24 protein-coding genes are annotated in these 21,513 nt (G+C 68.9%); 14 read left to right on the top strand and 10 right to left on the bottom strand.

Annotation, left to right across the window (positions count from 1 at the left end; translation table 11 throughout):
- Nucleotides 1-36 precede the first annotated feature (36 nt).
- The 8 genes from O7615_RS04135 (at nucleotide 37) to O7615_RS04100 (ending at nucleotide 5,574) form a co-directional block, all read left to right on the top strand.
- Complete coding sequence (locus O7615_RS04135; protein ID WP_278175903.1) at nucleotides 37-459, top strand: roadblock/LC7 domain-containing protein; 423 nt, start codon at nucleotides 37-39, stop codon at nucleotides 457-459.
- A complete protein-coding gene (locus tag O7615_RS04130) occupies nucleotides 456-833 on the top strand; it encodes a DUF742 domain-containing protein (RefSeq protein WP_278175902.1) in 378 nt (125 codons plus the stop codon). The genes O7615_RS04135 and O7615_RS04130 overlap by 4 nt, the downstream gene beginning before the upstream one ends.
- Nucleotides 808-1,413, top strand: a complete 606-nt coding sequence (locus tag O7615_RS04125) for an ATP/GTP-binding protein (RefSeq protein ID WP_278175901.1) — start codon at nucleotides 808-810, stop codon at nucleotides 1,411-1,413. Before O7615_RS04130 ends, O7615_RS04125 begins: the two co-directional genes overlap by 26 nt.
- Nucleotides 1,410-1,964, top strand: a complete 555-nt coding sequence (locus tag O7615_RS04120) for a GAF domain-containing protein (RefSeq protein WP_278175900.1) — start codon at nucleotides 1,410-1,412, stop codon at nucleotides 1,962-1,964. The genes O7615_RS04125 and O7615_RS04120 overlap by 4 nt, the downstream gene beginning before the upstream one ends.
- Nucleotides 1,965-2,147: 183 nt before the next feature.
- A complete protein-coding gene (locus O7615_RS04115) occupies nucleotides 2,148-3,362 on the top strand; it encodes an acyl-CoA dehydrogenase family protein (protein ID WP_278175899.1) in 1,215 nt (404 codons plus the stop codon).
- On the top strand, nucleotides 3,359-4,291 hold the full coding sequence (locus O7615_RS04110; protein ID WP_278175898.1) for an HAD family hydrolase: 933 nt from the start codon (nucleotides 3,359-3,361) through the stop codon (nucleotides 4,289-4,291). The genes O7615_RS04115 and O7615_RS04110 overlap by 4 nt, the downstream gene beginning before the upstream one ends.
- A gap of 103 nt (nucleotides 4,292-4,394) precedes the next feature.
- Complete coding sequence (locus O7615_RS04105; RefSeq protein WP_278175897.1) at nucleotides 4,395-5,393, top strand: hypothetical protein; 999 nt, start codon at nucleotides 4,395-4,397, stop codon at nucleotides 5,391-5,393.
- Complete coding sequence (locus tag O7615_RS04100; protein ID WP_278175896.1) at nucleotides 5,386-5,574, top strand: hypothetical protein; 189 nt, start codon at nucleotides 5,386-5,388, stop codon at nucleotides 5,572-5,574. The genes O7615_RS04105 and O7615_RS04100 overlap by 8 nt, the downstream gene beginning before the upstream one ends.
- 187 nt (nucleotides 5,575-5,761) lie before the next feature.
- On the opposite strand, the gene O7615_RS04095 is transcribed toward O7615_RS04100, so the two are convergent.
- Nucleotides 5,762-6,520: an HAD family hydrolase gene (locus O7615_RS04095; protein ID WP_278181968.1), complete on the bottom strand. Its 759-nt coding sequence runs from the start codon at nucleotides 6,518-6,520 to the stop codon at nucleotides 5,762-5,764.
- A gap of 142 nt (nucleotides 6,521-6,662) precedes the next feature.
- Nucleotides 6,663-6,803: a hypothetical protein gene (locus tag O7615_RS04090; RefSeq protein ID WP_278175895.1), complete on the bottom strand. Its 141-nt coding sequence runs from the start codon at nucleotides 6,801-6,803 to the stop codon at nucleotides 6,663-6,665.
- Nucleotides 6,804-7,028: 225 nt separating this feature from the next.
- On the opposite strand from O7615_RS04090, the gene O7615_RS04085 reads away from it, so the two are divergent.
- Nucleotides 7,029-8,225, top strand: coding sequence for an IS110 family transposase (locus tag O7615_RS04085; RefSeq protein WP_210941659.1), 1,197 nt, complete (start codon nucleotides 7,029-7,031; stop codon nucleotides 8,223-8,225).
- 518 nt (nucleotides 8,226-8,743) lie between these two features.
- Here the strand turns inward: O7615_RS04085 and O7615_RS04080 are convergent.
- Nucleotides 8,744-10,501, bottom strand: coding sequence for a phosphotransferase (locus tag O7615_RS04080; RefSeq protein ID WP_278175894.1), 1,758 nt, complete (start codon nucleotides 10,499-10,501; stop codon nucleotides 8,744-8,746).
- A gap of 577 nt (nucleotides 10,502-11,078) precedes the next feature.
- Here O7615_RS04080 and O7615_RS04075 point away from each other — a divergent pair.
- Both O7615_RS04075 and O7615_RS04070 read left to right on the top strand, forming a co-directional pair.
- Nucleotides 11,079-12,035, top strand: a complete 957-nt coding sequence (locus tag O7615_RS04075) for a hypothetical protein (RefSeq protein WP_278175892.1) — start codon at nucleotides 11,079-11,081, stop codon at nucleotides 12,033-12,035.
- Nucleotides 12,036-12,159: 124 nt separating this feature from the next.
- Entirely contained in the window at nucleotides 12,160-12,429 is a 270-nt protein-coding gene (locus O7615_RS04070) for a hypothetical protein (RefSeq protein ID WP_278175890.1), read from the top strand.
- Nucleotides 12,430-12,489: 60 nt separating this feature from the next.
- Here the strand turns inward: O7615_RS04070 and lexA are convergent, their stop codons facing one another.
- Nucleotides 12,490-13,143: a transcriptional repressor LexA gene (gene lexA, locus O7615_RS04065; protein WP_278175888.1), complete on the bottom strand. Its 654-nt coding sequence runs from the start codon at nucleotides 13,141-13,143 to the stop codon at nucleotides 12,490-12,492.
- A 400-nt stretch (nucleotides 13,144-13,543) separates the two neighbouring features.
- Between lexA and O7615_RS04060 the strand changes: the two genes are divergently transcribed.
- Together O7615_RS04060 and O7615_RS04055 are read left to right on the top strand one after the other, a co-directional pair.
- Nucleotides 13,544-15,037: a helix-turn-helix transcriptional regulator gene (locus tag O7615_RS04060; protein WP_278175886.1), complete on the top strand. Its 1,494-nt coding sequence runs from the start codon at nucleotides 13,544-13,546 to the stop codon at nucleotides 15,035-15,037.
- 32 nt (nucleotides 15,038-15,069) lie between these two features.
- The gene (locus tag O7615_RS04055) at nucleotides 15,070-15,924 is read left to right on the top strand and encodes a ribokinase (protein WP_278175884.1); all 855 of its coding nucleotides are present in this window, start codon (nucleotides 15,070-15,072) and stop codon (nucleotides 15,922-15,924) included.
- Nucleotides 15,925-16,056: 132 nt separating this feature from the next.
- Here O7615_RS04055 and O7615_RS04050 read toward each other — a convergent pair whose 3' ends face one another.
- The 6 genes from O7615_RS04050 to O7615_RS04025 all read right to left on the bottom strand — a co-directional run bounded on the left by O7615_RS04050 (nucleotide 16,057) and on the right by O7615_RS04025 (nucleotide 20,519).
- Nucleotides 16,057-16,539 carry an NUDIX hydrolase gene (locus tag O7615_RS04050; protein WP_278175882.1) on the bottom strand — a complete coding sequence of 161 codons (483 nt, stop codon included), beginning with the start codon at nucleotides 16,537-16,539 and terminating at the stop codon, nucleotides 16,057-16,059.
- Nucleotides 16,540-16,848: 309 nt separating this feature from the next.
- Nucleotides 16,849-17,298 carry an NUDIX domain-containing protein gene (locus O7615_RS04045; protein ID WP_278175881.1) on the bottom strand — a complete coding sequence of 150 codons (450 nt, stop codon included), beginning with the start codon at nucleotides 17,296-17,298 and terminating at the stop codon, nucleotides 16,849-16,851.
- Nucleotides 17,270-17,917 carry an AAA family ATPase gene (locus O7615_RS04040; protein ID WP_117230932.1) on the bottom strand — a complete coding sequence of 216 codons (648 nt, stop codon included), beginning with the start codon at nucleotides 17,915-17,917 and terminating at the stop codon, nucleotides 17,270-17,272. Before O7615_RS04040 ends, O7615_RS04045 begins: the two co-directional genes overlap by 29 nt.
- Nucleotides 17,914-18,702 carry a hypothetical protein gene (locus O7615_RS04035; protein WP_278175880.1) on the bottom strand — a complete coding sequence of 263 codons (789 nt, stop codon included), beginning with the start codon at nucleotides 18,700-18,702 and terminating at the stop codon, nucleotides 17,914-17,916. Before O7615_RS04035 ends, O7615_RS04040 begins: the two co-directional genes overlap by 4 nt.
- 97 nt (nucleotides 18,703-18,799) lie before the next feature.
- The gene (locus O7615_RS04030; RefSeq protein WP_278175879.1) at nucleotides 18,800-19,543 is read right to left on the bottom strand and encodes a hypothetical protein; all 744 of its coding nucleotides are present in this window, start codon (nucleotides 19,541-19,543) and stop codon (nucleotides 18,800-18,802) included.
- On the bottom strand, nucleotides 19,536-20,519 hold the full coding sequence (locus tag O7615_RS04025) for a radical SAM protein (protein WP_278175878.1): 984 nt from the start codon (nucleotides 20,517-20,519) through the stop codon (nucleotides 19,536-19,538). Before O7615_RS04025 ends, O7615_RS04030 begins: the two co-directional genes overlap by 8 nt.
- Before the next feature lie 429 nt (nucleotides 20,520-20,948).
- On the opposite strand from O7615_RS04025, the gene O7615_RS04020 reads away from it, so the two are divergent.
- Entirely contained in the window at nucleotides 20,949-21,398 is a 450-nt protein-coding gene (locus O7615_RS04020) for a hypothetical protein (RefSeq protein WP_278175877.1), read from the top strand.
- Nucleotides 21,399-21,513 lie beyond the last annotated feature (115 nt).

Raw genomic sequence — 21,513 nt, 5'->3', positions numbered from 1 at the left:
CTGACCGTGTGATGTCGAGAAGAGGAGTTGTGTGCGATGACTGGTAGTGCGCCCGGATCGGAACTGGCCTGGCTGCTGTCCGGCTTGGTGGAACGAGTGCCGCATACCCGCAGCGCGTTGCTGCTGTCCTCCGACGGGCTGCCTCGCGCGGCCCACGGAATGGCCGACGACAGCGCGGATCATCTGGCGGCGATCGCCTCCGGCCTGTTCTCGCTGACCCGCAGCGCCGCGGACCGGTTCGACGCGGGCTCCGGCGTACGGCAGGTGGTGGCCGAACTCGACGAGACGCTGCTGTTCGTCGCCGCCGCGGGCGACGGCGCGGTGCTGGCGGTGCTGGCAGGCAGACAGGCCGATGTCAGCGTACTCGGCTACGAGATGTCCCAGATGGTCAAGAGCGTGCGGCCGTACCTGGCGACACCCGCCCGGGGCACCGTACTGCCGTCCCCCGCCCTGCGATGACGGCCGGCGGCGCGCATCAGGAGACGTGGCTCGACGAGGCGGCCGGACGTCTGGTGCGCCCGTACACGGTCAGCGCGGGGCGGACCCGACCCACCACGGCGATGGAGTTGCTGTCGTGGGTCGTCGCTACCGGCGTACGGCCCAGGGGCCGGTTGGAGCCAGACCACGACGTGGCGCTGAGGCTGTGCGGCGCGGCGACCACAGTCGCCGAGGTCGCCGCCCGGATGAGGCTGCCGGCGGCGGTCACGAAGGTGGTGTTGTCGGACCTGGTGGCGGTCGGCGCGGTCCGCACCCGCCCACCCAGCCCTGCCGCCGACCCCACCGACCGAACGATCCTGGAGAGACTCCTTGCCGGCCTACAACAGCGACTCTGACCACCTCCCGCATGCCCTCAAGATCCTCATCGCGGGCGGGTTCGGGGTCGGTAAGACCACCTTCATCACCGCCACGAGCGAGATCACGCCGCTGCGTACCGAGGAACTGCTCACCGCCGCTGGCACCGGCGTCGACGACCTCGCCGGGGTGGAGGCGAAGGCGACCACCACGGTGGCGTTGGACTTCGGTCGCATCACCATCGACCCCGCCACCGTGCTGTACCTGTTCGGCACACCCGGGCAGGACCGGTTCTGGTTTCTGTGGGACGAACTGTGCCACGGCGCGCTCGGCGCGGTGGTCCTGGTCGACACCCGCCGCCTGCCGGACTGCTTCGCCGCAGTGGACTTCTTCGAGTCCCGCCGTATGCGATTCCTGGTCGCTGTGAACGAGTTCGACGGCGCCCACCGCTATGAACCGCACGAGGTACGCCAGGCCCTGGGGCTACGCCCCGAGGTGCCGATCGTGACGTGCGACGCCCGCCACCAACGGTCCGCGACCGTCGTGCTGTTGACGCTCGTGCAGACCCTGCTCGCCCACCCCGCCCGGACCCACCCGATACAGGCAGGCAACCCGACATGACCGACAGCTTCGAACCCCCACCCCTCACCCCGCCCGACCCGCAGGCCCCACAACGACTCCAGCGCCTTCGCGCGCTCGGCCTCGGCCGACCGGAACGCGACTTCGACGACTTTGCCCGCAACCTTGCCGACATCACCGACATGCCCTGGGCGATGGTGAACTTCCTCGACGAGCACGGCCAGTTCTTCGCCGGCCTCTACACCGGCCGCAGCACCCCGCCGGGACTATCGGCGCCCACCCCAGTCGAACCGGGCCGCCGCATGTCACGAGACCAGGGCTTCTGCCCCCACGTGGTACACCGCCGCCGCGCCTTGGTCCTCGACGACGTCTGCGCCTACCCCCGATTCGCCGGCAACCCGGTCGTCGACCAGCTCGGCATCCGCACCTACATGGGCGCTCCACTGATCGACCACACCGGCACCACCCTCGGCACGATCTGCGTCGTCGGCACCGAACCCCGCACCTGGGGCCAAGAAGGGCTCACCACCATCAAAGCCTGGGCCGCTGACCTGTCCACCCGCATCAACCAGCGCGACCACCACCCGCGATAGCCGGGACACCAGCCCGAACCCGCCACCGACCCCACGGGACATCCCCACCTCGTCGTGCCGCCCCGACCGGCGGCACAACCGTTCGGAACTGCTTGTGACAGCACCCCACCACGGGCCTCCTGTCTGCGGCGTATCCCGCCGCCACCGACGGACGCCGTGGGCGACTCACGAGGAGATCGGCAGATGGTCAACGGCTACCGCCTTACCCCCCGTCACACCCGCCTGCGCGACACCGTCCGCGCGTTCGCCGAGACCGAGATCGCACCCCACATCCCGCAACTGGAGACGTCCCGGACCGTGGCACACGAACTGTCCCGACACATCGCCTGCCAGGGCTGGCTCGGCGTCACGATCGACCCCACCTACGGCGGACTCGGGCTCGGCCACCTCGCCAAAACGATCATCATTGAGGAACTGTCCCGCGTCTCGGCCGCCATGGGCGCCATGATCCAGGCATCCCACCTCGGCACCGCGAAGATCATCCACTTCGGCAGCGACCGCCAGAAACAGACCTGGCTACCTGCTATCGCCGCCGGCACCTGCCTGCCCACCATCGCCGTCACCGAACCCGGATCCGGCAGCCACGTGCTCGGCATGACCACCACCGCCGTCCGCGACGGCGACGACTACCTCATCACCGGCACCAAAACCTTCGTCGGCAACAGCCATATCGGCGACCTGCACGGCGTCGTGGCCCGCACCGGACCCGGCTCCCGTGGCCTGTCCGCGTTCCTGATCGAAGCCGACCGCCCCGGCGTACACCTCACGCCACATCAACCCGCGATGGGACTGCACGGCTTCAGCTTCGGCGAGATCGTCTTTGACAACTGCCGCGTCCCTGCGGCCAACCGGCTCGGCGCCGACGGCGACGGTCTCGACGTCGCTTACTCCTCCAGCATCCTGTACGGCAGACCCAACCTCGCCGCCGTCGCCCTCGGCCTGCACCAGGCGATCCTCGACACGACCATCGCCTACACCACCAGCCAGCACCGATACGGCGATCCGCTGGCCCACCTACCAGTCGTCACACAGCGCCTCGGCACCATCCAATCCCGGCTGATGACCGCCCGACTGGCCGTCTACCACGCCGCCCACCTGCTCGACACCGGACAACCCTGCGACGCCGAACTCATCAACGCCAAACTCATCAACGCCGAGTACGCCATCGACTCCGCCCGCACCGCCATGGAGATCCACGCCGCGCACGGCCTACACCCCCAGCAATCATCCTTGGAGCGCTACCTCCGAGACGCCCTGCACATCTTCGCCCCGGCGGGCACCTCCGACATCCAACTCCTCCGGCTCGCCGAACACGCCCTCGGCACGACCACCCCACCCTGGTCCGCCCGCTTCAAAACCCCCGCACCCCGCCGAGCCGCAATGAGCGTGGGGCGATGACACCCACGCTAGCGACGAGAGCGTGCAGCCTGTTTACACCCACCCACGACCTCGGGCGTTCCACCGACACGCTGCCGGTGCTGGCCGACTACCTCCGCACGCGACTCGGTTCGCCGCCGCTGCGCCCGCCCGTGGCCGTCAGCTTCGATGTCGACGACACCCTCGTCGACACCAGCACGAGCCTCGCCCGCGGCGTCAGAGCAGGCAGCCAACTCGCAGCTCAACTGTCCTCGCAGGTCGATCCGGACGAGCTGACCGCTGCCTACCACCAAGCGTTCGGAACCTTCTGGACGCATCCCGCCGACACCGGCACCCACAGCCTGCACGACCTTCGTCGACGGTTCTGGGGCACAGCGCTGCGGAGCATCGGTGTCACGCTCGACAGCATCGACCTCGACCGGCTGGCGCACACGTGCGCCGCCACCCAGCTCGCCAAAATTGAGCCGGACCCGGAACTCCACCGCCTTTTACGGACGTTGGCAGACCGCGTACCGCTCGCGGTCTGCAGTAACGGGCCGCGCGCTTCGATCCAGCAGAAGCTGAGCAGGGCCGGCCTCACCCAGTTCGTCACCGCCGTCATCTGCGCTCCGGACAGCGGGATTGCGAAACCCCACGCCGCTCCCTTCCACGCCTGCAGCCGGGCACTGAACATCGACCCCACACGATGCCTGCACATCGGCGACAACTGGCGGACCGACGTCCAGGGCGCTCAAACAGCCGGCCTGATTCCGATCTGGATCTCCCACCAGCCGACGGACATCCCACCGCACCCGGCGACCGTGCCCCGGTACCCGACCGTCACCCACGCCATCGGCGACCTACTTCACCTCCTACCGCCCACCCCTCTCGAACGACGTGGCCGACTGACAACGCCTGCCATAACAGCAGCGAGCCACCACTCCCATAACCACGACCGAGAACAACGATGAGGAACACCCCGTGACTCCGCTTCGTACGCCAGCCTCGCCAGGACGACCGCGGACCTCCCGAACGGTACGACTGACGGCGGCGTTGGTCTCCCTCACCATCGCCATGACACCAGTCCTCACCTATCCGATCCACACCGGCCCGCACCATCGCACCGCTGACGCGACGCAGATCCCCGCAGGCTGGGACGCGGCCTCCGACCGTGGGGACATTGCCGCACCGTCGCCGATGCCCCCGACCCCGACCCCGACCAGCGCGCCATGGGTTCCGGCAGGCCCGGTGCTGACCCGTCTGGCCAGCAGCCTTAGCACCGCACCCGCCGACACCACCAGCGGCAGGTACCAGTACGTCGAAGGCCGCACCTGGTACCGCGACATCACCGGCCCACCTGGACCGGCCGGATGGCCGCAGCGCATCCGCGTCGACCAACTCTGGCGCACCGACGACGCCGCGAACGGTCGGCAGGTCAGCACCCAGATCAGCACCACCGGCTGCACCCCGGACGGTTCAGACCAAAGTTGGACAGGCCATAGCGGGGGCGACCGGTTCGACCAGCTACCACCGACCAGGGCCGCCGACCTGCGGTCCCACCTGCTCATCACCGCCGGCCCTGACCGGGACCGCCCGGGGCACCTCATCGGCGGCGTCGCGATGCTCTACGAACGTCACGCCCCCACCCGCCCGGTCCGCGCCGCGCTCCTCCGGCTCCTCGCCGAGCAACCCGGCCTGCTCGTCCAAACCGGCGTCACCGACCGCGTCGGGCGGACCGGCATCGACATCGCCCTGCCGTACACCGACCGTTCCGGCGTGCCACGACGCGACGTCCTCACCATCGATCCGAACACCGGCCAGATTCTCGCCGCCTTCACCACCATCACCGGTCCCGTCCCACCGTCGGATCCGCGCATGGGGCCCCACGCCCGAGACGCGATCGTCGCTGAGGCCGACGGCTACCGGCTCTACACCGACAGCCGCCGCACCCCGGACACCGACACCCCGCCGGCCGGCTGCCAACATCCTGCCGCCACACGCTGTCTCACCAGCCTTGGTGGTGTGCACGTCCTCGCCGCACCGGTGGGAGCGGGCAGGTGCGGTCGTGGGTAAGCTGATCGCCGGATCCGTCGGGGTGCTGCTGCTGTACGCGGCACTGATCAAGGGCGGCGCATCACCGCTCACGTGGGCGCTGTATCGACGCCGCCTCACCCGAGCCCTCACGGGCTTCGTGGTCCTGCTACTCGCCTGCGCTCTCCTGCTCCACCTGACGGACACCATCGGCCACCCCTAGCCAACCGTCTTTCCGCAGCCGACAACGCCCATTCGTTGCCACCTGTCCCCAAGGCGACAGCCGACGTGACGTGCACATCCGTGGGCTTACTCAGTCGGGCCCGCCGCGAGCCGCACGGCCTCACGCCGTAGCCGACGTGTCCGCCGGACAACTTCATGGGCCCGGCAGTTCCACTCGGCTTCGGCAGTCAGTGCAGCCCAGCCTGGCGTAGCAGGTCCCGCAGCCCGTACCCGTCGTCAACGACGACATCCGGCTCGACCCCCGACGTGGGCACCGCCCGGGCGGTGCGCGACGAGCGCATGAGGATCGCCGCCCCGGCTCCGGCGTGGCGGGCGCAGGCGATGTCACGGTCGAGCATGTCGCCGACGAACCAGCACTTCCCGATCGGTACGCCGATCGTGTCCGCCGCGCGCCAGGCCAGCTCGGGGTTCGGCTTGCGTACCCCGATCTCGTCGCTGTACAACTCGGCGGCGAACAGCGCCCCGAGACCTACCGAGGCGAGAAAGTCCCGGTGAGCGGCCCCGCTGATCGCGTTGCTCACCACCACCATCGGAATCCCACCCGCCGCCGCTGCCTGTAGTGCTTCCGTGATGCCGTCGCGTACGGTCCAGTTGTCGCCCCACGCCCATGCGTAGCTCAACGACACCGCCTCCGCCCGCACGGCAGCCCGCGCCGCCTCCGGCCACCCCACGGTGATGAACTCGTCCCAGACCTGGTCGTGGCTCGCCTCCCGCGGACCCCGTTCGCGGCTGGTGTCATCGCGCCAGCGCGAATACCGACGGGCTCCGTCGGTGATGTCCCGGACAATCGTGTCGACCGGGACGGCGTGTCCCGTGAGGGTATGGAGCCGCTGTACCAGGTCAGCGGGAAGGGTCCGCTGGTGGCGGGGCGACTCGACGAGAACGCCACCGAAGTCCAGCAGCAGCGCCGCAGGCGGAAACAGCATCATGCGTCCATCGTCGCCGCAACAGGCGCCGCGTGCGGGCAGAAGACGCGGAGCTCACGGACGGCCGCGGTGCTCCGGCGTACGTAAGCGCTGAGTCCATCGGGTGTGGGCCCGGCCTGTGGCCGGGCCCACACGCGTTGGGTTACTCCTCCTCTGGGTCCTGTTGGTTCTCGTTGCGGTCGACGGCCCGATCGGCGCGGTCGGGGAATCCGTCCTGCGCAGTCGGCGAGTGTGGGTCTCGCTCGGCCGCCTCGCGGATCCGGTCGGCCGCCTCGCGGGTCATCGGGGTCCTACCTTCTTGATCGTGATGACCGCCCAGTTCGTAGGGTTGGCTCATCCGGGGGTGCTGGGTGTGGCTTTCATCGGGTTGCCGTTGATGGCTCAGGAGACCTGGCCGCCCAGCACCCCGCGACGACTCGGCCGCCGATTGGGAGTTGCGAGTAGATCGCTGTGTAGGACCATGCCGGCGAGGTCGTCTGCGGACCGACTCACCAACGAACTTGTGGAGGTGACCGTGCCCAAGGTGTGGGCCGGCGTAGATATCGGCAAGGCGCATCACCACTGTGTGGTGGTCGACCAGAACGGCGACCGGCTGCTGTCGCGGCGAGTGGCCAACGAGGAAGCGGAGTTGCTGACGCTGCTGGCCGATGTGCTGGCACTGAGCGACGAGGTCACGTGGGCGGTCGACGTGGCCGACGGCGGCGCGGCTCTGCTGATCGCCTTGCTGATCAACCATGAGCAGCGGCTGGTCTATATCTCTGGTCTCGCGGTGAACCGGGCCGCCGCCGGTTACCGCGGAACCGGCAAGACCGATGCCCGCGACGCCGCAGTGATCGCCGACCAGGCACGTATGCGCCGTGACCTCAACCCGGTGCGCCCGGGAGACGAGGCGGCCGTCGAGTTGAAGATCCTCACCGCCCGCCGCAGCGACCTGGTCGCCGACCGGACCCGCACCATCAACCGACTGCGCGAGCAGTTGCTGAACATCTTCCCCGCGCTGGAACGTGCCCTCGACCTGACCAACCACGGCCCGCTGGTGCTGCTGACCGGCTATCAGACCCCCGCAGCTCTTCGCCGTGTCGGCGTCGCGCGGTTGCAGACCTGGCTGCGTAACCGCAAAGTCCGCTCGGCCGGCACCATCGCCGCCGCCGCTGTCGAGGCCGCCGACCGGCAACGCACCACGCTGCCCGGCGAGAAGCTCACCGCCCAGATGGTTCACACCCTCGCCAAGGAGGTGATCGCCCTCAACGAGAAGGTCAGCGAGATCGACAAGCTCATCGAGGGCCGGTTTCATGAGCACGAACTCGCCGAAGTGATCTCCAGCATGCCCGGCATCGGCGCGCTGCTCGGCGCTGAGTTCCTGGCCGCCACCGGCGGCGACCTCGACGCCTTCGGCACCCCGGACCGGCTGGCCGGCTTCGCCGGCCTGGCTCCCTCGCCCCGCGATTCCGGACGCGTCAGCGGCAACCTGCACCGCCCACGCCGCTACCACCGGGGCCTCCAGCGCGTCTTCTACACCTCCGCGCTGATCAGCATCCAACGATGCACCGAGTCGCGGCGCTTCTACGACCGCAAACGCGGCGAGGGCAAACGGCACACTCAGGCCGTACTCGCACTCGCCCGCCGCCGAATCAACGTCCTGTGGGCACTCCTGCGTGACAGACGGTGCTACCAACCCGTACCGCCTGCCGCTATCGCGGCTTGACAACGTCATTGGGAGGTCTCCTTCGGCATGGTGTGCACCTCCCTCCGGGAAGCACCGGCATGCGCGCACGCCAATCGCTACCGACAGAGGTTCACGGGCGTGCGCGCACGTCACGGACACGAGTGAGCGGCGCTTCTCGGCGCGGTGACCACGTCGCACGCGGCTACACCGCAGGCCCTCGAACTTCCCGTCCGGGGAAGTGGCCGCGCCCCGCCCCAGCACGGGGTTCGGGACGACACGTCTCATTGATAGGTCCGCGGTCGAGGCGTGCCCGGCCGCTGTCGGGCGTTCCACCTTGCCGCCGGGGAATGCCGGCCAGCGCGCGGACCATCACCTCGCTGGCTCCCGACACGGCCCGATGCGTGGACCGCACCCCTGATGCTCACCCCGCCGCTGGTCGCCGTCAAGGATCTGACCTGCGAGTTTTCTGAGCCGCTTCGGCTACCGACCAGGTTGGGCCCTTGGCATGCCGGAACCGGGTGCTTTTCCCCCGCGCCAGGTCTGGCTGCAGCGTCAGGTCATCTCCGGTGGAGGATCGCGTCGGCGGACAGGACAAGGGCGGCCAAACCGAACGCGGGCGGGTCTGCGTCGTTCTCGGGGGTGAACCGGAAATACAGCAGCGGCAGCAGATGGGCGGCCAGGCGCTCCCGATCCACCGGAAGCCCGGCAAGCCGGTCCAGCAGCCACGCCATGCTCAGCACCCGGCGGGCGAGCGGATGCGCGAGTCGGGTGGTGAGATGCAGATGATCGTGAGTGGCCGAGGCGTGGGCGGTGAGCAGCCCCGTGTGCTTGACACACGAGGTGATCAGTTTCGCCAGGAGGTATTCGAGATCGTGCAGCCCGGCGTACTCGCAATCGATCAGCCACCACCGACGCCCGTCGCGGGCGACGAGCACGTTGTTGAGATGCAGGTCGCCGCTGGCGTCGACGACCCACAACGGCGGCTGCCTGAGCTTGTGGTGGGTGAGGTCGAAGAGATCGACGAGGGTGACGTCGAGCGGGTCACCGTCGACAGTGACCCGGTGCCGGGCCCACGGACGGAGTCGGGCAACGAGCTCGGCCGCCCAGGCCGCGAGGACGGCCGGGGTCTCCTCGGTGTGATCCGGCCGCCCGTCGAGATCACAGGCCGGCATGAGGGTGGCCTGCGCGGCGGTGGCCAGGTGGTCGGCAATGTCGCCCAGGACCGTCTCGAACCGGTCGGGATCGGCGGCGGCCAGCCCGGCAAGGGGTACCCCGTCGAGGTGCTCCATGACCAGCACGGCCCGACCCTGCCGATAGTGCAGTGTCGCCGCAGGGACCGGGTAGAAGCGGGCAAGGGTCTGCAGGCCGGAGAACTCCCGCTCGGCGCTCGCCCGGTCCCGGCCGAGTTTCACCACACCTGCGGGGTGGCCGTGCCCGTCTCGAACGGCGAACACCGGACTGGTGCTGGGTCGCAGCTGCTCGACCCGGCCGTCCGGCGACCGGTAGACCAGAGCGGGCCGGTGATAGTCGGGCTCGGCCAGGTAATCGGCGGTGACAGCAGAGCGGATGTGGGTGATCGCGGCATCGACCGCTGCGGCCAGGGGGAGAGGGCTGGGCCGGGTGGCCAGCGCCGCGAGGTCGACCCGGCCGGTGGTGAGGAAACTCCAGCGGCCACGATCGTCCTGCCCTGCGTAGAGCAGGTCAGCCGTGTCCGGCCCGTTGGGCAGCCACACCGGGTACCAGATACAGCGGGAGTCCGGACCGGTGAGCCTGCGGTGCAGAATCGGACCGAGCTTGCGCCAGGTGACACCGTCGCGGGAGACCGCCGCCGCGACGCTGCGTGAGCTGCCCGCACCGTAGGCCATGACCAAGCTGCCGCCACTGGTGCCGACAACCGCTGGGCAGTCGACTCCGTCGGCGTCAGCGCTGCCAGGTTCGCCATGGTCGAGGGCCACCCCAAGACGCTGCCACACCAGCCCGTCGTCGGAGCGGGCGACGAACACACGTCGCCCTCGACTGTCGTGGCTGACGTACCACATCCACCAGCCGTCCCGCCGTCGCAGCACCGAAGGCGAGAGCCCTTGACCGGCTAGAGGCTCCAGACCGACGACGGTATTGGGCGGGGACCACGTGGCGCCGCTGTCGGCGCTGACCGCGTGATGAAGTCGCCGATGCCCCTCGGCGCTGACGCCGCTGAACCAGACATGCAAGTCCTCGCCGTCGCTGGCCAGGCTCGCGCCGGGCACCGCATCCACGCCAGGTGGAATCGGCATCCGCACGCCGGCGTCGACGGCGCTGGCCGCGGTGCTCGTCATAGTCATGATTCGTAACCCGGTTGAGTCGCCACCACGACCGCTACGACTCTCCAGCGCGTCAACAGCGGCACCGGTGACCACCAGCAGGATGCGACCGAGATGCTGAGCCGCGCCCACCGCCATCGGGCTTCGGTCAGCGGCAACTGTTCGCCGGTGGCGGCCTACGACGGCCAGTTGAGGGCAGACAGGTACTTGGCTCGACGGCTGTCGATCAACTCCTCGGACTGCCGGGTCCGGCAGTGTCCGCGTCCACCGTTGATCGCCGGGCGGTTCGGCCACCATCCCAGCCACCTTCCTTCCGGCCGACCTTGTCGTTGAGAGCCGGAGACTTTCTCCAGCGCAGTCGATGAGTCCTGTGTCGAGCAGGTCCGACAGCGAATTCCGACACCAGGGCGGATGGTGAGTTCGATGTGATCTTGGGAGCGGCGACAGGATGCGGGCCGGGCGCGAGGCGGATGGACGTAGCTCTGCGGGCTGACGGAGCCGCAGGGGCGAGGACGAAGAATGGGGTTCACATTCGCATACGCTTGCCGATCACCTTCGGCGTTCTGTCGGTGGCTTTCTGTAGCTTCCGGTCATGTCCGCGTTGACGTATGAGGTGAAGGACGCCCGGAGTCCGGTGGCCGTGTGGCTGCGGACGAGGTTCCCGGCGTACAAGGAAATCCAGGCAGAGTTCCGAGTCGCGGCCGGCCCGCAGCGACTGGCCATGCCGCCCGGAGTCGCACCAGGCACTCAGGGCGCGGCGATCGACTTCTGGCTGCGGATGCTCGTCGACCCGAACCCGTCGATCGCACTGCCGCTGATGGGGCTGTTGTCGGGGCGGGCACCGTGCGTGCGGGCCGGTCGGGAACTGCTTGGCGAACTCGCGGCCGGAGACGCACCCCGCCGCGTTGAAGGGGGCGGGGTGGAACTGCGGATGCGGCCGGCAGGGTTCGCTGACCGTGGTGATGAATGGTGGGCGCGGGTGTGCTACGCGCTGGCGCTTCTCGTGGAGCTGTATCGAGCGGCGTCGGTGGAATACTCCCGCCTGATGCGCCTCAGCGAGTCGAGCAGGGCGGCGGACCTGCTGGGGCTGGCCACCGACGCGGAGGTGACCGACCTGGTCGCGATGCGGGATTTGGCGGCCGAGCGGCTGCTGTCGGGGTTGCCGCCAGGGCCGGTGACGACCGGCATGACCTTCGACGGCAGTGCCGACCTGAATGCCGACGCGGACCTGATCGCCGGTGGGATGCTGGTCGATATCAAGTCCGGCCAGGGAGGCAAACCCCGGGCGGACGGCACTCGTGCTGCCTCGCTGGCGCGAACCGACCTCGATCAGCTACTTGGGTACACGCTGATGGACTACTCGGACCGGTACGGGCTGCACACCGTCGCGGTATACGCGGCGAGGTTCGGCCACCTCGCGACATGGCCGATCGCTGAGCTGGGCGAGCGCATGGCCGGACGCCCGATCGACCTGACGAGACTGCGGGCAGAGTTCGCGCAGGTGCTCCGCGGCCAGCTACCGTCCTACCAGGCCCAGCGAGGCTGGTAACCCTCATGCCAGGCAGTTGGGGCGGGCAGACCTGGCAACGGCCCGCTTCGGCCGCGGCGGTGAGGGCTCGCCCATCGCTAACGGCGGGCTCCCGCGCAGCGATCGCCTCACGCATACTTCTCGCATGTCCTATTCGGAGCGCGATGTAGCCGGCTGGTCCGAGGCCGTAGCGAACCTCCACGGCAATACCGCTCAAGGCGCGGGCGACGTGCGGCGGGCCTACGAGGCGATGGCCAACGTCTGGTCGGCCTACGGCTACCAGGACGCGCCCACCGAGGTTCTGAGGATGCTTATCGACGCCACCGAGGTCGGATACATGGCTGCCCTGAACGACATTCGCAGCGGCGACCTCGACGACGAGATCACGATGTGGCGTCCGGACCTAGCTGAGTAATAGCCGCAGGCTCGCGCCTCCGCGATCCGGTCGGCAGGAGAACAGCGGCGTTCGTCGGGATCACGGGCGGTGCAGGATGCAGACGACCTTGCCGAGGATCGTCGCGTGAGCGCCGGGCAGTACTGGGTAGCGCGGGTTGCGGGGCACAAGTTCGATGCGGCCGTCGCGGGTTCGGTACTGCTTGACGGTGGCTTCCCCGTCGATCATGGCGGCGACGAGGTCGCCGTTGTCGGCGACCGGCTGTTGACGGACCACGATGATGTCGCCGTCGGTGATGGCTGCGTCGATCATGGAGTCGCCTCGTACCCGCAGCGCGAACAGCGTGCCCCGGCCGACCAGCTCGGCGGGTAGGGCAAGCATCTCCTCGACGTGCTCCTCGGCAAGGATCGGCGTGCCGGCGGCGATGGCTCCCAACAGCGGCACAAGCGCCCCGCGCTGGGCTTCTGACTTCACCGGCGGGTCATCGTCGTCGACCAGAGGGCGGGCGTCGACCGCGCGCGGCCCGCCAGGAGCCCGCCGGATCAGGCCGTGATGCGCGAGGGTCTTCAGGTGATGCGCCACCGACGAGGGGGACCCAAGTCCGACGGCCGCGCCGATCTCCCGCACCGTCGGCGGGTAGCCATGCCGCTGCACCCAGGCACGGATCACGGCGAGGATCTGCCGCTGCCGGTCAGTCAACGACACCGGACCGGGCGGCACATCAGGAGCGGTCATCCCAGGACGATACCGCAAACTTAGAACGAATGTACTAACTTGGTGCGTGCGGACGGTTCTGCATGTGTCTTCGAGGCATGGCCGGTGCTTGGCACATCCTTGATGGAGACGTTGTCCCCGTGAGGGTTTCTGCCACGTCCTGGCTGCAGCGGCCCCAGGAGGGGCGCGAACGACGTAGGGCTCAGTCCCGCCCTGTCTGCGGTCGTGCATCCGCAGTGGCATCCCGGCGCGGTTGGGTCTTGATCATGATGTGGCCTGTCACTATCGAGTTCACGTGCTGGAGATGCGGCAGTGGGCCGTCGGCGGTTACTGGCCGGGTTTATTGTGATGGGCTAGGGTGACGTCGCTTCCCGTCAATGTGGCTATCGTGCCTGTGCGGCGTTGTGGAGGGGCGGGATTGGTGATCGATCCGCAGCGGGTGGACGATGCGAGACGGGCGCTGGGCGCGAGGCTCGCGGGGTGGCGGAACGCGCGTGGGGTGACCCAGTTGGCCTTGGCGCGGCGGGTGCCGGTTTCTCGGACCACGATCGCTGGGGTGGAGACTGGGCGGCAGTGCCCGGACCGGGTCTTCTGGCAGCGTTGTGAGTCGGCCCTGGAAGCTGGCGGAGAGTTGCTGGCCGGCTATGACGATTACCGTCGCCTCAAGCAGCAGCTTGATCAAGAGAGAGTGGACGCGGCGCAGCGTGCGCGGTGGGGCGAGGTCGAGGACCGCATGCCTTCGCCTGGTGCTTTTGGTGTTCCGGCTGGTGAGGCGGAAAGGCCGCTGGGCGATGTCGGTGCCGTGGATGGGGCTGACGGCTGGGGTGGTCTGACTGCGGCGGTGCAGCTTGCTGGCGTCGTGGCGGCTGACGGTAACGGCGTCGGCGATGAGGACGTCGTTACCCTTGCGGCAATGTCCGATGGGCGGGTGGTGTCGTTGCGGGTGAGTCGAAGGGCTCTGCTGGAACTCGCCGCCGGGGTGGTGACGCTGCCGGCTGTCACCGCCGTGGACGTGCCTCGTTCGTCGGTTGTCGATCCCGCCATCGTGGACTACTTCGCGCAGCTGCGCGCATGCCTCGTGCGAGCCGACGACCAGCTCGGCGGCCTCACTGTCCTGTCGACAGTCGAGCAGCAGATCGCGCTGATCGCCGCTCTGCGCAGGCAGGCGCGTGGGGAGCTTCGGGACCGGTTGGTCGGCACGCAGGCGCGGTGGAGCGAGTTCGCGGGGTGGCTCGCCGACGACCTGGGAGATCGGGCGGCCGGCGAGCGGTGGCTGGACCGTGCGGGAAGCCTCGCACAGGAGGCCGATGACCAGGACTTCTGGGCCTATGTGCTGGCCCGCAAGGCGCAGCGGATGGTCCGCACCAGTGATGAGGACCGGGTCGCCGCTCTGGCCCGTGCGGCGTTGCGCCTACCTGGTACGCCTGCACTCGTGCGTGCCTTCGCCGCGGTCCAGCAGGCGCATGGCAGCGTCGCTCAGGGAGACGTCACCGGCTTCCAGACGGCGATCGAGCGCGCGCGTTCACTCGTCTCGGACGCCTCACCGACCAGCGGCGATGACTCCCTCGGATCGTTCTGCACCCGCCCCTACCTGGCGGCGCAGGAAGGCGAGGGGTGGCTGCGTCTCCAGCAGGCCGACAAGGCCATCGGAAGTTTCACGGCGGCCGTCAACGAGTGGCCCGAGCGTTACCGGCGCGAGCGGGGTGTATACCTCTCCCGCACCGCGCACGCGTACCTAGCGGCCTCGGAGCCCGGCCACGCCGCCACGGTAGCCGCTGAAGCGTTGACGGTGGCGACCACCACGGGCTCGGCGCGGGTCCGCCGCGACGTCGCCGCCCTGGCCCGGCAGCTCGAACCCTTCCGCGGCCAACGGGATGTACGACATCTGCTCGACCAGCTGGCCACGGCCGGATGAGCCACTCGCCCGAGCCGGCGCAGGTGTCGGCTGTGCCGCGTGTCGCCGTCGTGGGCCGCGCCAACATCGACATCACTGTGCGGATCCCCGGGCCGCCGGTTCCTGGCCGCACGACGTTCGCCTCGTCGCCGGCGACGACCACCGCCGGCGGCAAGAGCCTCAACCAGGCCCTGGCCGCCAGCCGGACGGGCGTGCACGCCAGCCTGATCGCCAACGCCGGCGACGACCACTGGGGCGCCTTCCTGTACCGAACCCTTACCGACGCGACCGTTGACGTGTCCGGCTTCCACCTCGTGCCGTCGGCGCCGACCGGAATCGCGCTCATCGAAGTCGACCCGGACGGCGAGAACCGCATCATCCTTGCGCGGACCCCGAACACCGAACTCACCGGCGAGCAGGTAAGCAGCAGACTCGCAGGGCCGCGCGCGTCGGTCGTGGTGACCCAACTCGATCTCCCGCCCGACGCCGTCGACGCCGTCTTCCGACACCACCGTGCACCGATGCTCATCGGCAACCTGGTACCGCATCCCACGCTCGGACCAGCTGCGTTGGCCCCACTGGACCTGTTCGTGGCGAACGAAGCCGAGGCAGCGGCGATACTCGGCCGCCACCACGACGACCCGACGGTCGCCGCACGGGAACTCCGCGAACTGGGCCCCAGCGCAGCTGTGGTGACCGCAGGCCCACGGGGTGCCGCCTACAGCGACGCCCACGACACCGCGCTCGTGCCCGCACACCACGTCACCGCGATCAACACCAGCGGAGCAGGCGACACCTTCCTCGGCACTCTCGCCGCGCGGCTCGCTCACCAGATCCCGCTCTCCCACGCGGTCGCCGACGGAGTGGCCGCCGCGACGACCTTCGTGAGCAGCGGCGTGCAGCGGTAGCAACGCGCGAAGCGTCCCGAACTCTCAAGGTTAAGACCGACAGAAAGATGCACGTCGTGAGCAGGGTCATAGCCCGTCCGTGTCGATGCGATCGCCGCACTTCTTAAGCGTTGGCGGGCGCCAGTGAGCCCGTCAGGTTGGGGTGCCCGCAGTTGCGGTCAGATGCCCGCGCATCAGGATTCCGTGTCGGCGCAGTCCTGCCTTGATGTCCCGTGCGGGGTAGTGGGCAACACCCGCGTCGTTGAGGATCTGCATCACCGTCGGATGCGGTTGCACGTCGTCGACCGCTGCCTGGAGCACGCCGTCCACGTGATGCCCGCCGGCCGTCACTTGGGTCGCGGTGCCGGCGTGGAAGGCGAACATCAGGAAGTGGTATGAGCCGTTCTCGGCGCGAATCTCGTACATCCCGGTCAGTGTCAGCTCGCCGGCCTCGAAGCCGGCTTCTTCCACCGCTTCCCGGCGGGCTGCGTCCTGCGCCGACTCTCCGAACTCGATCTTGCCGCCGGGCAGCAGTAGCCATCCCGCGTACGGGCCGCGCTGCTGCCGGACGAACACCACCTCACCAGCAGCGGTGGAAATGATCGCCAGCGCGGCGACGGTCGGCTTCGTAATCACAATCACCTGTCCTCGGCGCTTGGGCCAACGGTGCCCGTATCAGCGGGTCGCCGACTGGGCGGCGGGCGTTTGTGGCGCCCTGCCGGCGACGGTAAACCTTCAGCCACGCCTGTCCGCCAGCCGAACGCGGCGTGTGCGAATACTCGTTTGATCGACAACGGTGGTGACGACTGCCGGGACTCCTTCTGCATCAGGCGATCCCGCTCCGGCCGCGTCTGCGGACGCTGCAGCCCGGCGAGAGCCCCGGCGCATCCGCGACCGGGGCCCCGAATTCCCTTGCCAGGTGTCGTCGTGCCTTCGACGTCCGGATTATGGCCAGCCGTCCAGAGCGAGGGGTCGGCCGTCGCGGAAGGCTTGGACGCAGGCTGTGGTGTACGGGTAGGTGTTCATGGGCAGCAGCGATGTCGGGAACCATTCGATCTTGGCGCATTTGTGTGGTTCCGCATTGATAGGTTCGCCCTGCTGGCGAGGGTTGTGGGTGGCGGTGAAGACGAGGCCGACGCGGGCGTGTCCGGAGGGGTTGCGGTGGTGCACCGTGGTGACGAGCCGTAGTTCGTCCGGGGAGAGCCGCAAGTCGACTTCTTCGCGGGCCTCGCGGATAACGGCGCTGATCGCGTCCTCGTCGGGTTCGAGTTTGCCGCTGGGCAGGTTCCATTGTCCGTCGGCGTAGCCGGTGCCGTCGCGGAGTGCGAGGAGGACGTGGTCGGCGTCGGTGAGCAGGAGTAGTACGTCAACGGGGTGGGTCGGTGGTGCGGTCACGCTGGCGGAGGATAGCTGGCTGACCAGCGAGAAGCGGGTCGACCCGCCGGGCGATCCAGTCGATGCGTTCGGGGGTGCCAAGCCCACCTGGCACCTCCACCAGTGTCAGCCCGACCTCGGCGTGGGTTCGCCGTACCGCCTCGGCGGTTTGGTCTTGCAGGTGGGTGACCTTGGCGCGGAAGGGATCGGCAGGGTCGGGGTAGCGGTCCGGGAGGTAGAACACTGCGTCGTACGTGGGGGCCCAGGCCCGGCAGAAGTGAGCCATCGCGTCGAGTACGTCGGCGTCGTGGCTGGCTTCGGTGGCGGGTAGGACCATGCGGGCGTAGGCGAGCACGTTGACAACCGTTTTGTCGCAGATCAGGAGTTTGTTGTGGCGGGCGGTGCGCAGTGTCATCGAGAGCTGTTGCGCGAACAGGTCGACCTCGGTTGCCAGGTCGAAGGTGCCCTTGCCGTGGATGACGATTTCTTCGATGAACGGGCTGGTGCGGGCCGGCTCGCCGGTGCAGTCGACCTGTACTCCGCGTTGCCGGTAGTGGGCGGTCAGGGCGTGTACCAGGGTGGTCTTCCCCGCGGCGTGTGTGCCCTCGATTCCGATGAGTACGCAGTCCCGGACGCTCATTCGCGTCCCCCGTTGGTGAGCGCTCGGAAGGTGGGGTGTTGGAGCCAGCCGACCCGTCCAGCGAGCCTGTCGGCCAGCATGGTGTTGACGTTCAACGGAGTTTGCCAGGTCAGTGTGCCGGTCGCGCGGAGCGCGACGTACGCGGTGGACAGGCTGTGTCGCAGGTTCAGCACGGTGATTCGTTCTCGCGCTTCGGTGTCGGCGTTGTGGAGCCAGTCGCGGTTTAGCGCGGTCATGGATTTGCGCGCCAGCTCAGGTTGCGTCACGTCGAGGTTCAACTCGCCGCATACGTCGACCAGCCGTCGTGAGGTGTGGGACAGGACGCTTCCTGCGTCGAAGCGGGTGTCGAGCACCCGCTGGTCGCGTACGGCCGCGTTTCGGCGGTCGCGCCATGCCTGCCGGGCGGCGGCGAGGGCAGCCGGCACCGCCGTACCTGCGTTCGCGGCCAGCACCGCCAGGTCGCTGCACAGCTGGTGACCGACGACCAGATCCGCGGCGTCGGCCGCTGTGCCGATGTCACTGGCCGCTGCCTGCACCAGGTCCGGCCGTTCGTCCTCGCGGTCGAGGTACACGCTCGTCGCCCAGAACGGCAGCCCGGATGTCACGACCAGCGGTTCACCGTCGAGCGGTACGGCGAGCCAGACGACCGAGTAGCAGAACGCCTGGTTGCCGTTCTTGATCCGGTAGTTCTTGCTCCACTCGACGTCGATCGAGGCGATCAGGCGCGTGCCCGGCGGCCGGTCGGGAATCCTGCCCGGCCCGCCGATGTCGCTGATCACTCGCACCAGACCTGCATCCCTTCATCTGAGACGTACCGGTCACGGGCAGGCTGACCGCCGTCTGCGGTACGTCGCGGGTGACGGCCATCGAGGCTAGCGGTCGTCACCCCGCCGCGCGGGCAACCGGCGGACGGGCCGTGTCGTGCGCGTGGTGCTCGGTCCCGCCGACCTGCAGTACGTCCCACGCCGCCCTGTCGACGGCATCGGTGACGCGAAAGGTCCCCTCCCAGCGGTAGCGGCCGGCGTGCACTGCCGCTGTCAGCCCGATCGCCAGGCCCCGGTCCAGCACGTACCGGCCCGTCTCGGCGGCGCACGCCGGGCATTGCGGCAGCGGGCGGGGCAGTGGCTCAAGCGGCATGTCCAGATCGGCGCCGGCGTCGCTGGCCTCGACCGAGGTGTCCACCATGAGCGCCATGCCCCGCCGCTTCGCGGCGCGGTTCACCCACGCAGCCAGCACCCCGGCCGCACCGCGCAGCGGCACCGCGGAGAGCGCGGCCATGCGGGACAGATCGTCGCCGAGACGGTGACCGGCCAGGATCGCCGCGTGCCGGCGGGCCCGGGTCAACGCCCGATCGGTCAACCTGAGGAGTTCGGGTATCTCGGTCCTGTCCTCGACGACATCGGCCCGGAATCCGATCGACAGACTCTCCTCACCCACCTCGTAGGCGCTGCCGTGCCGACGGACCCCGAGGTAGACGGTCGCTGCCGCGACCGGGAGCGGCCCCTCGTCTGGCTCGTTCGCCCAGGCCAGAGCGAACGCGGCCAGCATGTCGCGCTGCCGGCCGAATGGACGCTGGTCGGCGCCGAACGGCGCCTCCGGCCACTGCAGGTTCGTGTACTCACGCACGGGCATGCCCACCCGACCCGGCCGCGCCGGCGTTGGACACGGTACGGATGCTGGCACCGAGATACTTGGCGAAGTGGTTGCGCTTGAACCGGTACCGCGCCCAGATCTCCGACACCGGCTCGTCTAGGAGGTTGCCGAGAGGCTCCAGCAGGTCCGGAGCGTCGTACACCGGCCATGCGCTCGCCTTGCCGGTCACCTCCACCAGGATCATGTGTCCCTCGGTGTCCGGGGTCCACGTCGTCATCCGCAGCGCCGGCCGCCAGTCGTGCACTGCCCGCGCCTCGGTCAGCCGATCGAAGGTCTGCCCAGCCTCCTCCAGGCTGATGAACTCGTTCTCCTCCAGATCCAGGGCGTTGCCCTTGCGCAGTGGCAGGATCAGTTTCAGCTTGCCCGCGCCGATGACGTCCGCGATCTGATAGGTGAACGGCAACGCGTGCAGCGTCGACCGGTACACCACGGCCGACAGCGACAGCGGCAAGCCCGCCTCCAGGAACCCCCGAACGCCTGCCATCACCTCGTCGTAGTCGCCGCGAACCCGGTTGGTGGTCGACCGCGGCCCCTCCAAGCCCACGTTGACGAACGCGACCTTCCCCACCATCGACCTCGCGTGCTGCAACCCCCGGGTGGCGTTGGTCGGCACACCGACGATGAAGTCCCCGGTGTACATGTCCACGATTTCTCCGAAATCCCGTCGGAGCAGCGGTTCACCGCCGGACAGGAACACCCGCGACACACCCGCCAGATTCCGGCGGATGGTGTCCAACTGGGGCAGCGTCGGATCCGGGAGTTGGAGAGTCTCGGAGCAGAACGAGCAGTCGAAGTTGCACCGTTTCGTCACCTGCAGGATCACCGACAGGGGAACCTTCGCCGCCCTCACCAACTCCTCGATCGACGCGTCACGCGCGGTGAAGTGATGTCCAGCGGTGAAGGTGACCGGACCCGTCTGCTCAGGCGCGACGGACGGCATAGCGGGCATGCCAAGCATGGTCATCATGAGCCTCCTGATGAGTGGTCAATCGCGTCGAGACGCCAACCGAGACAAGGCCTCGCTCCGGCCCAGCCGCTGCCGAGGAGCACAAGCATCACCTCGACACGGAACCTGGCGACCGACGCCATTTCCGGACGCCTGCCGCCATCCGACAGCCGTCTGGAAATCGAGGCGAGGAGCCTGGTCACGGGGGACACACATCGACTACTCCAAGTGGATGGTGACGCTGCGGCATGACCAATGAACCCACCGTGCGTTGATGTCGAACACCTTCGACACGAGATCTCGACACCATCGGCGTGAGTGGCCCTCGGTCGAGGAGGTGCGGGCGTTGGTGAGGGCTTGGCGGATGAGTGGGTGACGTGACGTGGCGAGAGTGCTCACTGTCTGTGCCCTTTCGCGGTCTAGCCTGGGCGGGTGGATGGTCCGCTGCCCGCGTGGTGCGAGCGCACCTGCGTGGTGTGCCCAGCGCAGGAGTTGGGTCCGGGCGGCTTCGACGTGGTCGACCGGCCAGGCCCGGAGTTCGCGTACGACCGGGCAGCGGGCTGGCGGGTCGACCCGGACGGGCATCCGGTGTGCGTGCACCCGTACCGCGTCGGTATGCCGCCGGGCCGGTACGCCTCGGCCGGTGTGCCGTTGCCGGAACTGGGCGCGGCGGTTCCGACGCCGACCCCGGCGGCGTTGGAGTTGCCGACTGAGGTGGACGACCTGGAGGGGTGGTTGGTCGCCACGCTGCGGGTCGCGGCGCCGGAGCAGCTGTTCGCAGCGGTCGCGAGGGCGGAACGGCAGGCCGGTGAACGGTTCGCGCCCGGCGTGGTCGTGCAGGCCCTACGCCGGGTGCTCTCCATCGAACTCGCCAACCAGTAGGCCAGACCGCTGCGGGGGAGGGCTCGGTGTCGAAGGTGATGGTGTGGCTTCGCCCGCCTCGGCCGAATCCGGCGGGAACGCTGTCGCCCGCCTCGGCGATAACCGTCACGCGTCA

It is taken from the genome of Micromonospora sp. WMMD1082 (genome assembly GCF_029626175.1).
Lineage (GTDB): Bacteria > Actinomycetota > Actinomycetes > Mycobacteriales > Micromonosporaceae > Micromonospora.
The sequence above is the reverse complement of the archived record's forward strand: the minus strand, read 5'-3'. Positions and strand labels throughout refer to the sequence as shown.